Origin of the sequence: Pseudomonas sp. BT76 TE3572 (assembly GCF_050435365.1) — a bacterium.
Classification (GTDB): domain Bacteria; phylum Pseudomonadota; class Gammaproteobacteria; order Pseudomonadales; family Pseudomonadaceae; genus Aquipseudomonas; species Aquipseudomonas fluorescens_W.
The window spans coordinates 6,034,302-6,047,780 of the sequence record NZ_JBNDKE010000001.1 but is presented as its reverse complement, the minus strand read 5'-3'; the positions used below and the strand labels follow the sequence as shown (position 1 = coordinate 6,047,780).

At 57.1% G+C, this 13,479-nt stretch carries 7 protein-coding genes and 3 pseudogenes; 6 read left to right on the top strand and 4 right to left on the bottom strand.

Features of this window, described 5'->3' with window-relative positions; all coding sequences use genetic code 11:
* Positions 1 to 136: 136 nt before the first annotated feature.
* Positions 137 to 1,036: a reverse transcriptase domain-containing protein gene (locus tag ABH912_RS27595; RefSeq protein ID WP_231670581.1), complete on the bottom strand. Its 900-nt coding sequence runs from the start codon at positions 1,034 to 1,036 to the stop codon at positions 137 to 139.
* Between the two features lie 621 nt (positions 1,037 to 1,657).
* Between ABH912_RS27595 and ABH912_RS27590 the strand changes: the two are divergent.
* Both ABH912_RS27590 and tnpC read left to right on the top strand, forming a co-directional pair.
* A pseudogene (locus ABH912_RS27590) lies at positions 1,658 to 2,150 on the top strand (IS66 family transposase); the annotation flags it as partial.
* Between the two features lie 1,552 nt (positions 2,151 to 3,702).
* Positions 3,703 to 4,262 (top strand): annotated as a pseudogene (gene tnpC / locus ABH912_RS27585) (IS66 family transposase); the annotation flags it as partial.
* Positions 4,263 to 4,418: 156 nt separating this feature from the next.
* Here the strand turns inward: tnpC and ABH912_RS27580 are convergent.
* Both ABH912_RS27580 and ABH912_RS27575 read right to left on the bottom strand, forming a co-directional pair.
* Positions 4,419 to 4,884, bottom strand: a pseudogene (locus ABH912_RS27580) (transposase); the annotation flags it as partial.
* A gap of 73 nt (positions 4,885 to 4,957) precedes the next feature.
* Positions 4,958 to 6,604 carry a hypothetical protein gene (locus ABH912_RS27575; RefSeq protein WP_050482856.1) on the bottom strand — a complete coding sequence of 549 codons (1,647 nt, stop codon included), beginning with the start codon at positions 6,602 to 6,604 and terminating at the stop codon, positions 4,958 to 4,960.
* 291 nt (positions 6,605 to 6,895) lie between these two features.
* Here ABH912_RS27575 and ABH912_RS27570 point away from each other — a divergent pair, with 291 nt between their 5' ends.
* On the top strand, positions 6,896 to 7,393 hold the full coding sequence (locus tag ABH912_RS27570) for a CesT family type III secretion system chaperone (RefSeq protein WP_033060835.1): 498 nt from the start codon (positions 6,896 to 6,898) through the stop codon (positions 7,391 to 7,393).
* Complete coding sequence (locus ABH912_RS27565; protein ID WP_050482857.1) at positions 7,390 to 9,444, top strand: hypothetical protein; 2,055 nt, start codon at positions 7,390 to 7,392, stop codon at positions 9,442 to 9,444. The genes ABH912_RS27570 and ABH912_RS27565 overlap by 4 nt, the downstream gene beginning before the upstream one ends.
* Positions 9,445 to 9,504: 60 nt before the next feature.
* Here ABH912_RS27565 and ABH912_RS27560 read toward each other — a convergent pair whose 3' ends face one another.
* The gene (locus ABH912_RS27560) at positions 9,505 to 10,047 is read right to left on the bottom strand and encodes an RNA polymerase sigma factor (RefSeq protein ID WP_033060836.1); all 543 of its coding nucleotides are present in this window, start codon (positions 10,045 to 10,047) and stop codon (positions 9,505 to 9,507) included.
* A 244-nt stretch (positions 10,048 to 10,291) separates the two neighbouring features.
* On the opposite strand from ABH912_RS27560, the gene sctW reads away from it, so the two are divergent.
* Entirely contained in the window at positions 10,292 to 11,395 is a 1,104-nt protein-coding gene (gene sctW, locus ABH912_RS27555; RefSeq protein WP_033060838.1) for a type III secretion system gatekeeper subunit SctW, read from the top strand.
* Positions 11,395 to 13,479: a type III secretion system export apparatus subunit SctV gene (sctV, locus tag ABH912_RS27550; RefSeq protein ID WP_033060840.1), complete on the top strand. Its 2,085-nt coding sequence runs from the start codon at positions 11,395 to 11,397 to the stop codon at positions 13,477 to 13,479. Before sctW ends, sctV begins: the two co-directional genes overlap by 1 nt.

Below are 13,479 nucleotides of genomic sequence, written 5' to 3'. Positions count from 1 at the left end.
GAAAAACGTGAGTGGCATTAGCGCCCGTAGTGGTTCCATGGCGGGTGGATGTCCACGGGAGGGAAGCAAATCGCCGGGATGCCCCTGCCCCCATGGAACCTGTAGGCATGATCGGTAGGCTTATCCGAAGGACGTGCTAACTCGTCAACGCAAGGTTTGTTCCCCGTTCGCTTACTCGCTTCCTACGATTTCTCGCAGCAAAACGAGCAAACTCAATTAGTCGTGTCTTCGAAGCGTTGAGCGATAAACCGAACCTGGCTAGCCGTTCCCGCAATTGCACCAGGAACTGCTGTGATTGCGTCTTGAAACCCACCACGCTGTCGTCCGCGTAACGCACGATAATTACATCGCCACGGGCATACCGCTGTCGCCACTGCCTTGCCCATAAGTCCAGCACGTAGTGAAGGTAGATATTCGCCCGCAATGGCGATATCACCGCACCTTGGGGAGTTCCCTTGGTCGCAGCCACCCTACGGCCATCCTCCATAACGCCCGCTTGAAGCCATTTGCAGATAAGTCCGAGCAGGCGTCGGTCTGCATTCCGGTGTCCCAGAAACATCAGCATCCATTCATGGTCGATCTCATCAAAGAACGACGTGATATCCGCATCCAATATCCAGTTCACCTTCTGGCCCTTCAGCGCGACCGTCAACACGTTTAGCGCATCGTGCTGGCTGCGCCCCGGTCGAAACCCGTACGAGAAGCCCAGGAAGTCCTCTTTATAGATCGCATTCAGAACGGTAACGACCGCCTGCTGTACGATCATATCCTCCAGAGAGGCAATGCCCAGCAGACGCTGCCTGCCGTCGGCTTTGGGGATATAGACCCGCCGCGACGGCGTTGCCCGATAGGCTCCACTGTGGAGCCTTGCGTGCAAATCGGTCACCCGCTGGAGAAGACCTTCCTCATATTCTCGCCACGACATGCCGTCCACGCCCACCGCTGCATCGCGGCGCAGGGCATAGAAGCTCTGCGCCAATAACCGCGGTGTGATGTGCCGTGAACTGCATACCCTTGTCCCTTCAGGCTGCTTCACGTACACCTTCAAGTCCCACCGACGCACAACTGATCCGGCTCAGTGTCCGGGGCGCGGGGGGCTGTCGGTGTTTCCCTTGGCTACGTCCCTTTCCTCCACTATCTCCGCAGGGCCAGGCCCTTTGTTCGATGGCTTCAGGTACTACGGACGTATCCGACTTCTCAGCGGCGTGGGCAGCAGGGTTACGGCTTTTGGCCTTTCCTGCTCCGCACCGGGCACCGCTGAGATCTCCCAGTTTCTGTGCGAAGGACTTCCCGACGTGCACAGGGCCTCCGACCGCGCTGGATCAGAGCATGACTGGCGTATGACGCCATGCTCCGTATTGCCTTCTGCTTCGCTTAACAGCATCGGCATGCCGGATTCCTGATTACGCGGCTCAATGGCTGGCCCATCGGTTTCCCCTGTCAACGCTTTACCCTGCACCTCGCGGTGCAGTATGCATGACTCGGGGTCTGGTTAATTCGCCATTTCTTACCAGTATCGAACTTTTATCGACGATCCTCCGCCAGCTTTAACTGGCGCACTAAGCGTCCGGAGAAAGTCACCCACCCGATCTCTGCAATAAGGGCGATGTTCTCCACTTAAAAATACGTGGACACCATCGCCCTTACCGTCAGGATTAAAAGCCAGTTAGCCGAACAGACACTTTACTCGATTGGCGGCTTGTACGAAGTTGAATGGCAAGCGCGGGACATGAGTGATGAAGACCGCTGGCGAATACGACAGGAAAAAGCAGCTCCGATAATCGCAACGCTGCATGACTAGATGTTGGCCCAGCTAGACCTCGTGTCCAAAGGATCGGTAACGGCCAAAGCTCTGGATTACAGCCTTAAACGCTGGATTGCGCTGACGCGCTACCTTGACGACGGGGCTTTGCCCATCGACAACAATCAAGTAGAGAACCAGATCCGGCCGTGGGCACGTAGACGCTCAAATTGTTTGTTTGCCGGATCGCTACGCAGCGGGCAGCGGGCAGCGGGCAGCGGCGATCATGAGTTCGATCCAGTCTGCGCGCATGAACGGGCATGATCCGTATGCTTATCGGAAGGAAGTGCTGACTCGTCTGCCGACGCAGCGGGCAAGTGAGATTACGCAGTTGCTGCCTGCCGCATAAGTGGACGCTCGTTTAACTACGCAAGGCGTGTTTGCCGGACGCTTACACTCTAGCTTGGTGTGGTACCTGCAAAATGCACCAAGGCGCTGAGCATGGTTCGCCAAGGCCGGGCTATGTGTTTAGCGCTTGGGGGGTTTTCTACCGCTGAAACCTCGAAGCTCTAATCCATATACATTATTGGCGACCGCTCGGAGCACCTCGGTGGCTTCCTGATTACGTATCGCGTCGTTAATAGCGTTTTCGAGTGGAATCGGTCTGGTAACTCCATCGTCACCCCTAAGCTGCATCCAGTCTTGCCCCTTACTTTCCAGGGCTCGCCAATATGTTATAAGCTGCGAGCGATACGCACCTTTCACAGTTATTGGCAGTGCGCTTTCCATCTGCTTATGTATTGGAGACTTTAGAAACTCTAATTCTCCTGCCGGAGTCACCGGATGAGCGTTAACAGCAGAGGGGGACGCCAAAGCTCCCGCCGTTGCAACCTGCGGGGTTTGAAAAAACGTACGCACTGAATGCCGATGATCTAGCGTTCGAGTGCTTTCGCGGCGTGACGAAGGCCCGCTTGAGCCCAAGGATGTGGGATAAGGTTCCACGCGGGCTGTAGGAGCGGCTTGATGCCGGATAGGACCAGGGGTGCCCGTACTGGCGGCCGTCGGGTCGTAATGCGAAGATGGCATGTATTGGGGAGCGAACGATCCGATTGAAGGCAGAGGGGGGCCCGAAAAATTCTGATTTTCACGAAATCTTGACGCTGCCAACTGGCCTCGCGAATGTTGTGCGTCTATGTGATTCGATACCAATGACGATTGTTGATGCACTGGAGGTGAAGTTTCGTCGTGCGCGGGGGCTGGAGGGCGACAAGACAGCTTGATAGATACAGGCGCGCTCAATGACGTGCCATCTAAATCTATTCCAATGATGTCATATTGAGAATGATCGTTTAACTGCGTTTTAATCGTTAGATCAGAACTGATTAAATTAGCAAAGTTCATGGGATTAGCATCAGCGGGCAGGTTAACTGATGCCTGATAGGTCGCTTCTATCTGATCGTTAGACTGAAGACGCAAAGCCCCGTCCTGTAGCGCATTGCATACTAACGATGCCACGCGTTGATGATCGACATTGGACTGGGTTGCGAGTTGATCTAGAGCTAATTGAGCGTTACGGCTAAGTTTGGCCGGTGGCAGCTTGGTAGGGTGAGAATGCTGGGCTCCTGAGCCAGGTAACGCCGATGGCTGACTGACATTGGTTGAAGTCGCGTAGTGTTGTGCTGGAATACCTGAATTAATAGGATTCATTGCAATATTAAACCCGGGGTTAGACGAAGAGATTGGCTTGCTCTAGTTGAGCAAACTTCGCCCTAGTAGGTGGTCAGGAGGGGGTTGGGGGTTCCCACGGCTGTGGGTATAGTCGCCGTGCTTCGCGCAACTCGCCCCATGGGCCTTAACCAGCGCTTAGGTCAGTCCGACCGCCTGGAAGCACTGTGACAACATCAGCGGCTCGCCCAGGACCGGTAAGCCGGGTGCTGAACCGGGCATAGTAGTTTTTCGTACTGACCGAAATCAGCTGCATGGCTCATGCCCGCCGCAAGCTTTTTGATCTGCACGTCGCGAATAAAAGCCAGTTGGCCGAACAGGCACTTCACTCGATTGGCGGCTTGTATGAAGTTGAACGGCAAGCGCGGGACATGAGTGAAGAAGAACGCTGGCGAATACGACAGAAAAAGCAGCTCCGATAATCGCAACGCTGCATGACTGGATGTTAGCCCAGCTAGATCTCGTGCCCAAAGGATCGGCAACGGCCAAAGCTCTGGATTACAGCCTTAAACGCTGGATAGCGCTGACGCGCTACCTTGACGACGGGGCTGTGTCCATCGACAACAATCAAGTAGAGAACAAGATCCGGCAGTGGGCGCTTGGACGCTCGAACTGGTTGTTTGCCGGATCGCTACGCAGCGGAAAGTGGGTAGCGACGATCATGAGTTTGATCAAATCTGCGCGCATGAACGGGCATGATCCGTAGGCTTATCTGAAGGACGTGCTGATTCATCTGCCGCCGCACCGGGCGAGTGAGATTACGCAGTCGCTGCCGCACAAGTGGGCGCCCGTTTAACAACAAGACGTGTGTGCCGGACGCTTACGTAGGAACGGCGTCGTGGCTGCATGAAATACCCGCTTAAAAGGCTAGAACTGGTGCCCACTCAAATTTAAGTGCACACCATGCCTTGGCAATGCGGGGCTGGGTAGATGACTTAGCCGGACGCATACCAACCATTTTCATCCACGAGCTGGAGGTCGGGGTGAAGTGCATGTGAAAGCGCTTGTGCTTCTCAAGCCATGCCTTCACTTTAGGGTGATTATGCGTGGCATAGTTGTCCACGATCAGATGCAGCTGAAGATGCTTGGGCGTTTCGCGATTGATCTTTTTGAGAAGTCCCAACCACTCCTGATGCCGGCGACTCGCGCCATGCTTCAGCATGCTCCAGCGAGGCTGGCCAATACGTGGTTGAACCACTTGCTCAAACACTCGGATTAGCGCCTCTGGTGGCAAGGAGGACTCGCCCGCGCCCGCGCCTTGGCATGTCGTTCAAACCGTCTAGTCGCAGCTCTTGAAAACGCTGACACAAGAGTGGCTGAGCGCAGCGAAAACCCAACCAAGCGGGCTATTGCAACCCGCGAACAACCTTGAGCGGCCAGCAGGATCACCGGGCGCGACGACCGTCACGTTGACTGATCACCTAAAACCCCGGTTACAGGAGTTCAAAAGCGGACACTTCCCTATCCCTATCCTCGAACTGGAACATCGACTTATTCAATAACACCCATGGGGATGTCCTCGCCCGTATTGCCCGTATTGCCTGTACTGGCGACCTGGTCCCCACCTGCTGCTTCGACATCCGGTCGACGGCGGCGACTTGTCATCTCGTTATAACGACGATTCAGATTTGCGCCCGTGACTCTTGCATAGTCAGCACCTTGAGCGGCCAGCCTAACCCCTTCTTCGATACCCGCCTTGCCTGCGTCAATACCCGCTTTACCCACTTTCATACCGACGTCGACACCCGCTTTACCTACTTTCATACCGACGTCGACACCCGCTTTACCTACTTTCATACCCACCTTCGCGACTGTGGCTGGCGCGCCCTTTACATCATTCTTGAGCAACTTCTCGGCCTTATCGACTACCGAGTCGGTTACGATGCTTAGCGCAGCCCAACCTACGAAAACGCCGGCGGACAAGACTGTATTGGTCGTTTGGCTAACGGCCTCCTTGGCTACCGGGTGCGATACAAGGCCCACAAGTGCTCCCTGAGACACACCGACAGCGGCGAATCCAGCGGACAATCCAATTCCGTTTTGAGCAAGAGCGGAAGGCGTAGCGAGATTTCTAATTGCGCTTAAACCGTCGGTTAAAACGTCGACGGGCAGGCCTGCCACACGTTTCGCAGCATTGAACGCCAGGCTGGATACACTGGCGTCCTTGAGGGCCTTGTAAGCGTCAAGCCACTCGGTTTCATCGGCCATATCTTCTTTTGGTTGAGTATCCTTGCGACCAAACAGAAAGGCCGCCCCTCTAAGCGAATCTCGCTGTTCCGTTGTGTGCACTTGGTTGCCATAGACCGCGCCGGCCGCCATCCCTCCCAACGCGGCGACACTGATGTCCACCGCGCCTTTGGCCAATGGCGCGGTGACCTCCATGATCGTGCCCAGGCCGATACGGGCCGCATTGCGCACCGAGTAGCCCTGAATGGCTATGCCGTGGTCCAGGATCTTTTGCTTCTTCCCGGGATCATTGTTCTCGAGCGAATGCGTCATGGCGTCATGCAACTGGGCCGGCGACGCTTTGAGGTAATGGGCATTGCCCGTCACCTGGTTCATCACGCCGGTCCCAACGGTATCCATGACCCCGACAACTGCCCCCGAGATAAAGGGTGCCAGAGGTTGCAGGGCGGTGGGTAGCCACTTGCCTTCATTGATGTGCGGTTTCATGTATTGCAGTACCGACGCCGCCGCAAAGGGCATGCTACGAAAAGCGCTCGAAGCGGTGGTCGAGACCCGGTCCAATGTGCCCGCCTTGCTCAGCATGGCCCTGATGTCGGCGGGGGTTTCGCCCATCTCCTGCAGTTTTGCAGCACGGCTATCGATCAGGCTGTCGATTTGCGCGTTGTGCTTCTCAACGCCTTTGTTGAGTTCGGTGATGCGCTGAAACTCTGCTGGTGTTGCGGGGGATCCAAGGGGGGCGTGAGGGGTGAGCAACTGTCTATGACTATCAAACACCTCTTTCATGACGACCTTGATGTCCGCAAGTTGACTGGTCGCCTGTACCTGTCCAACCGATGTGGCCGAAGAAGTCCCATGGAGACGGCCCGCGGCGGAGGTTTCAGCGGTTGAAGGAGAATCCTCTTGCCCCTGGAGGCGCAGCAAAGAGGGGTTCGGTTGAATGGTCATAGACATAAGAAATCCCTTTTTAAATAGTAAAAATGGATGGGCACCGGCGCCCCTCAGGCAACGACAGCAAACAGAAAGTTTTCGTGTTTTGCCGCCAAGGTGGATGCTCGAAGTGATCGCTTTCCGTGAATGACGGATGCAACTGTGTGGTCCCAAGCGAAGGTCGGTTCCCTGAGTGGAGAGTGCTTGGCTGTCGGGTGGAAAGGATCGGGAACCCATGGTTCGTTCACGACCACGCAGTCAACCGAATATGCCCCTAGAGCAGTTCACTCACACCCTTGGCGAGAGACAATAATAATGACCACGGACCGCTACCGATTACTAATCGACGAGATCTGCATCCTCAGCCTGATTCCTCATTCGCCGGATTTTCATGAAGCCGCGAATTTTACGGTCCACAAAGTCGACTTCAGCCTGCAGCATCGCACACTGGAACAAGGTGACCAGGTGGCCATCTATGCCGACATAGGTCCACTACCGTCGGGCAATCGTGACGCCGTGTTATTATCGTTACTGGAAATCAATTTTCACCTCTTCCACAGCGGCCAATCTCCGGTGTTCTCCTGCAATCACGAGACAAAACGGGTGTTGTTGATGGGATCGGTCGAACTGGCAGACGCCACTGCGCCGATACTGTTGCTGACGATGAAAGCCTTCGCACAACTGGCTGGCGAATGGCGCAGGAGCGCCTTTCAACAGGCGGCGTCGCAAGCGTCGTCGACACCGGTCAACCAGACACACCGAGACACGACACACTCAAGCGATGCCTCGCAGCGAACCAGGAGATTTCAATGATGACGCCGATCAGCTCGCGGCCACAAACATCCAATGCGTCTGACATCCAGAAAGTCGCGCGCTCCGGCGCGATTACAGACGCTGTTTCTCCTGCGACGAGCACGCCATCGCTTCAGGTTGAAGCTTCTCGCCAATCGGTCATCCCCCGCCCACCTCCCAATACACCGACGACCCACTCGGCTTACGCGCCTGCCTTCCCCGCACGTTTTGCAAAAGTACTGTCGCATCTGTCCCTCAAAGCACCTTCACTCCAGGCACTTGAGCTGAAACTCAGGCTTGCGCCAACGACTGATTGGGCACAAAGCGCGAAGCTTCAGAGCCAAGCATTCACCGAACACGTGCAACAACTGACCGAACATCTGGCATTGCTTCATCTTGAGCACGAAGAAGACGCCCTGGAAAACCGCCCCACCGATGCCGCTGGCATCCAGGCGCTGGCAGCCAGCCGGCGTAGCCTGGCCGAGTACGCCAACCAGAGCAGCACGGCAATCTCTGGCGCCCTGAACACCTTCATCGGCAACCTGGAGGAGAAGGTCAAAAAGCTGCAGCCCCCTGAAGGGGCAACGATTCAGGCAGCCATCAATACCTTGCAGGAGATCCTCAAAAAGTCGTCCAAATCGCTGGACGCTGTACTCAAACACACTGGCCTGAACACCACAATCGAGGATCTCAACACCGCTCACCAATCACTTGGCTTTTCCGGTTGGGCAGGCCCGATAGCCGCCGCGAGCATTCCTCAATTCATCGCTTCCATGACCCATTTGGGCTATGCGCGCTCCGCCATCGACCAAGCTGCGGACAGCCGTTACCCCGACGACGCTGCACTCCTCACGCGCTCGGCAATCGTCGGCACGGTCGCCGGAATTGCGCACGAAAGTGTTAACGCCGTGGTGAAGCCCGCGTTCCAGGCATTTTTTCAAGCCACTTCCCTTGCGGAGAAGGCAAACATAGTCGGGCTCAAACCCGTGGACGCGAACACCCTGATCCCCGACCCGCTACCGTTCAAAAAAGTAGACGGCCGTCTGGCGAGCAAAAATGAGGCTGAACTCACTCAAGAGCTCAGCTCGGTTAAGGAACAAAGGACCAGGCTCGCGGATAAAAAGGCACTCGGCACATCGACGCACGTTCTTGGGGAGATGGTCCCCTATACGTCATTCGGCGGTGCCCAGGCGGTGCGGCAACTTCTCAATGACCTGACCCGGATCAATGGCACGACCTTGACCGCCAGGGCACTGGCCTCCGGGGCAGCAGGTGCAATGTCGGCCGGCGCGCAGGCTGCTATCCAACTGGGCACCACCTTCACCGATAACAAGAACCGTACCTTCCCGGTGTATGCACCGGACCGCGCGCCGAAGAACTTTTCTAGTGAACTTGGCAAGGGGCTGGATCTGCGGGAAAGCAAGGTACGCACGGCGTTCTACAGCAAAAGTATTTCTGGCATACAGAGCGCTATCTTTAACGGAAGTTTGCCCTCCGTCGCCCAACCAACACCCACCGCTGCCGAACATGTTGCTCCATCTCCATTGACCCGTTCGCAGATTGTGAAAAATGCCTTGCTCGCCGCTGCCGGGTCGATCAGCTATTTGTCGACCCTCTATTCCAGTCAAGCCAGCGCCGGCGAGACCGCTGCACGCAAGGCAGCGCAACCTTCTGCCCCGCGGATATTCGATCGCACCGAAACCGCCAGGCGGAATGTCTTCGCCCCCGGTCGGCCGGATTTACCTCACATGTCCTCAAAGGCAGCCCTGGGTGGCGGGTTGCACGCATTGGAAAACGCGACTCACATGGGGCGAGGTGTGCTACAGATCGCACCGCAGGTCCTGGTGGACATTACCAAAGCGCTGGACGCAGGCGCAGTCAAGGGTGGCGAAGCCTACTCCAGAGCGACGACCTCGCGCACTCGGCCGTCGACGGTCGCAACTGACAAACCTGTCCCGATGCAGGTTCTGTCTTCGGCCATAGAGTCCGCGGGGATGGAAGACGAAACCCAAAGGCTCAGAGCAGCCGAAGAAGGCCAAGCTGGCCCCAGCGGTACGAATAGCAACCCATAGGTCATGAACGCTTGAACGTCCCCCCGTGCTGGGCCTGCCCCGGCCACAGGAGGATTGGGCTCACGCAAAAGGATCTATCTGACGCTTCAACTGCTCGCGTGCCCGTGACAGGCGCGAGCGCACCGTACCGATGGGCACGCCCAGTGACGTCGCCGTTTGCTGGTAATTCCCGTCCATTTCCAGAGCCACCTCGATCACCTGCTGCATATTCGAGGACAAGGAGCCTATAGCCTCGACGGCCCGCACCAACTGCCGGTGGTCGTCGACCTGATGACCAATGTCGCCTTCACCCTGGCTGCTGATATCGGAGTGTATGTGGTCGTCCCAGCTTTCCTGATAGGGCTGGCGGTACATACGTCGAAAGTAACTACGGATAAGGTTCAGTGCGATACCGCACAACCAGGTCTGCGGCTTACTGGCGTGTTGGAACTTGTGCTCGCAGCGCAGCGCTTCAAGGAAAGTGCCTTGCAGGATATCGTCAACATCGTTCGGGTTCATCACGCGCTTGGAAATAAACGCTCGCAGCATCTGCATCTGGTCACTCGTGAGTTGACGAATGCCGGCTGGCGGCGTGGGGGTGGATGTCGAGTCGTTGGGGAACATGGGGGCTTACTCTTACTTAGAAGTGTGCAAGTCCCATAGCGATATGTATGCCAGCTAAAAAAAACCGTAATTTATTGATTTTAAAAGATTAAAAAAACCCCAAACCACCCTTCTGTGCAAGAACTTGCATAAAGCACTCCACGGCACGACGGCGATTGGCACAAATACCAAGACCGTCAGAGGCATGGAACCAGAACACCACCGTGGCCCACCCAGAGCACATGACAATGCTCAGAACCGCCTTATGAAAATCGCCGCCCCCACCTCGGTTTATCCGCTGCAAATGCCCGTGGTCGCGCCGACGAAGACCGCACTTGCCCCCTTGCAAACACCCACACTTACGCCCTCCCCTGCTGGTGGGACTACGGCTCAACAGGTAGCGCGATTCGCCACGGCGCTGGTTCAGCAAAGCAAGACCTTGAGCCAACGCGATCTGCTCGCCAGCAGCAATTTGTTGCAATCGCATGCGGTCAAATTGAGTGAGCTGTACCAACAGCTGACGGGTGCACACGAACAAAGCCTCGCCGGCGCAGCACGAGCGCTGCGCAAACAATTGCAAAGCCAGATTCCGAGCCTGGCAATGGTGATGGCCTTCGCCGGCGATGACGCCGCCAAAGCCCATGTAATGTTGCAGGCTGCAGCCAAACAGGCGCGAAACGAAGGTGCGACGGGGGAGCACGTGACGCTTGCGCAGCAGTTGAACCTGCTGCGCGCAAAGTTCGGCAGGCACAGCCGCGCCGGTATCAACAGCGCCAAAGCCTTCGCCCGTTCGAACCTGAATACGCGTCGCCGAGGCACCCTGCGCTCGCTCTACAGCAGCGCGGTGGCGGGTCAACAAAACATTGTCGGGTTGATCGATGCGCTGATGAGCGAGCAAGAAGAACCTGGCCAGTTCGAACTGACGTTGCGCGACATGCGCAGCGCCATCGCCGATGACCTGGCCGCACTGACGCCGTCGGCCTCGCAGCAACAACTGCGCACGCTCATGCACGGCCTCAACACCGCACGGCATGTCGCCACCTTGCTGCATGGCTGCGAGCATTTATTGGGACGCATGCGCCGCAAGAATCCCGAGTTGAATGTCAACCCGCCGGCGTTCCTCAAGCAGCTGCTGGCGCTATCCGGCAAGGGCATGAGCCTGAACGAAACACTGCAATTGAGCCAACACATCGGCGGTAAACAACTCAAGCATCAGCTCGCGTTTCTCAACGGTCTGCGGCCAATGCTGCAGCAACTGCCGATGCTGCTCTGGCGTGACATCAAAAGCCGACAGAACGCCCTGAGCAACCTGCTCATGCTTATGGCCCAACTCACGCAGCAGGAACAGAACCAGAGGGGCATTGCCTGATGGACAAAATCATCAATCTGCTGAATCAGCTCGCCCTGGCCGCCATGCGTCGCTCGGAAGTAGTGGGCGCGTTTGTGGTAATCGCCATCGTGTTCATGATGATCACCCCGCTGCCCACATGGCTGGTGGATGTACTGATCGCCATCAACATCTGCATCTCTTGCCTGCTGATCATGCTGGCCATGCACCTTCCCCGACCGCTGGCTTTCTCCACCTTTCCGGCGGTGCTGCTGCTGACCACCATGTTCCGCCTGGCATTGTCGATCTCCACCACGCGTCTGATCTTGCTCGACCAGGACGCCGGACACATCGTCGAAGCCTTCGGGCAGTTCGTGGTTGGCGGCAATCTGGCGGTGGGTCTGGTGATCTTTCTGATCCTCACCGTGGTGAACTTTATGGTCATCACCAAAGGTTCGGAGCGCGTGGCCGAGGTGGGTGCACGTTTTACCCTGGACGCCATGCCCGGCAAGCAGATGTCCATCGACAGCGACCTGCGTGCCAACCTGATCACGGTCAACGAAGCCCGTACACGACGGGCTGAACTGGGCAAGGAAAGTCAGCTGTTCGGCGCCATGGATGGTGCCATGAAATTCGTCAACGGCGACGCCATCGCCAGCCTGATCATCGTTGCTATCAACATGATCGGCGGTATCGCCATCGGCGTAATGCAGCACGGCATGACCGGTGGTGACGCCCTGCAGCTGTACACGGTACTGACCATTGGCGACGGCCTCATTGCCCAGATTCCCGCACTGCTGATTTCAGTGACCTGCGGCATGATCATCACCCGCGTGCCCAGCGGCGATCCCGTGCAAGCCAACATCGGCCGGGAGATCGCTGAGCAAATCACCAGCCAACCCAAAGCCTGGATCATGGCAGCGATGGCCATGCTCGGTTTCGCTGCGCTACCGGGCATGCCCACGGCGGTGTTCCTGGTGATTGCGTTCATTTGCGGCTTTGGCGGCCTGCTGCAACTGCAACGCGCCAAGCCTAAGACGGATCAGGAGCAGCCTGTCGCAGTCTCGCCGGAAATGAATGGTCGCGAAGATTTGCGCACCATCCTGCCGAGCCGCCAGTTCGTCCTACAGTTCCATCCCGGGCAGGACAACGATCAGGTGGAAGCGCTGGTCAGCGAAATACGCCAGCGACGCAACCGCCTGGTGGTGCATTTCGGTTTGACCCTGCCCTCCTTCATCATCGAGCGCGCCGCCGACCTGGAATATGACGAGTTCCGCTTCTCGGTCTACGAGGTTCCGCTGCTCAAGGCCACGTTCACTCAGACCCATGTTGCCGTCGACGTTCGGGCGCTGTCTGAATCAGCTGTACCCGGCAGCGCCGACCGCCAGGAAAGTCAGTGGGTTTGGATGCCCAGCGATTCCCCGCTCCTTCTGGAAAACGACATTGAGTCGGTTAGTGCCATGACCCTGATCATCGAGCGCATGGAGCGGGTACTGCAGGCCTGTGGCCCGCAGTTCATTGGCCTGCAGGAAACCAAAGCGATTCTCGGCTGGCTGGAAACCGAGCAACCGGAACTTGCCCAGGAAATGCAGCGTGTGCTGCCCCTGGCGCGCTTCTCCGCGGTACTTCAACGCCTGGCCTCCGAATGCATACCGCTGCGAGCCGTCCGCGTGATTGCCGAATGCCTGATCGAGCACGGTCAGCATGAGCGGGAAATCACCGTTCTGACCGACTACGTGCGCATCGCCCTCAAGTCTCAGATCTTTCATCAATACTGCGGCCCCGAGGGCTTACTGGTGTGGCTGCTGACGCCGGAAAGCGAAGGCATTCTGCGCGACGGTCTGCGTCAGACGCAGAGCGAGACTTTCTTCGCACTGGAGCACGGAACCAGCCAGCTACTGATGGAGCAACTGTACATAGCCTTCCCCCTGCGCTCGTTGGACAAGGCCGTGCTACTCGTCGCCCAGGACCTGCGCAGCCCGCTGAGGACATTGTTGCAGGAAGAATTCCACCATGTCCCCGTGCTGTCATTCGCCGAGGTAAGCAACACCGCCCAGGTCAAGGTCATGGGTCGTTTTGATCTGGATGACGACGAGCAACCCTTTGATAACGAGTACGCCGCTTGA

Excerpts from the sequence above, each read along its gene's own strand:
- ABH912_RS27575 (WP_050482856.1), bottom strand. The coding sequence starts at position 6,604 with ATGTCTATGACCATTCAACCGAACCCCTCTTTGCTGCGCCTCCAGGGG.
- ABH912_RS27570 (WP_033060835.1), top strand. The coding sequence starts at position 6,896 with ATGACCACGGACCGCTACCGATTACTAATCGACGAGATCTGCATCCTC.
- ABH912_RS27565 (WP_050482857.1), top strand. The coding sequence starts at position 7,390 with ATGATGACGCCGATCAGCTCGCGGCCACAAACATCCAATGCGTCTGAC.
- ABH912_RS27560 (WP_033060836.1), bottom strand. The coding sequence starts at position 10,047 with ATGTTCCCCAACGACTCGACATCCACCCCCACGCCGCCAGCCGGCATT.
- sctW (WP_033060838.1), top strand. The coding sequence starts at position 10,292 with ATGAAAATCGCCGCCCCCACCTCGGTTTATCCGCTGCAAATGCCCGTG.
- sctV (WP_033060840.1), top strand. The coding sequence starts at position 11,395 with ATGGACAAAATCATCAATCTGCTGAATCAGCTCGCCCTGGCCGCCATG.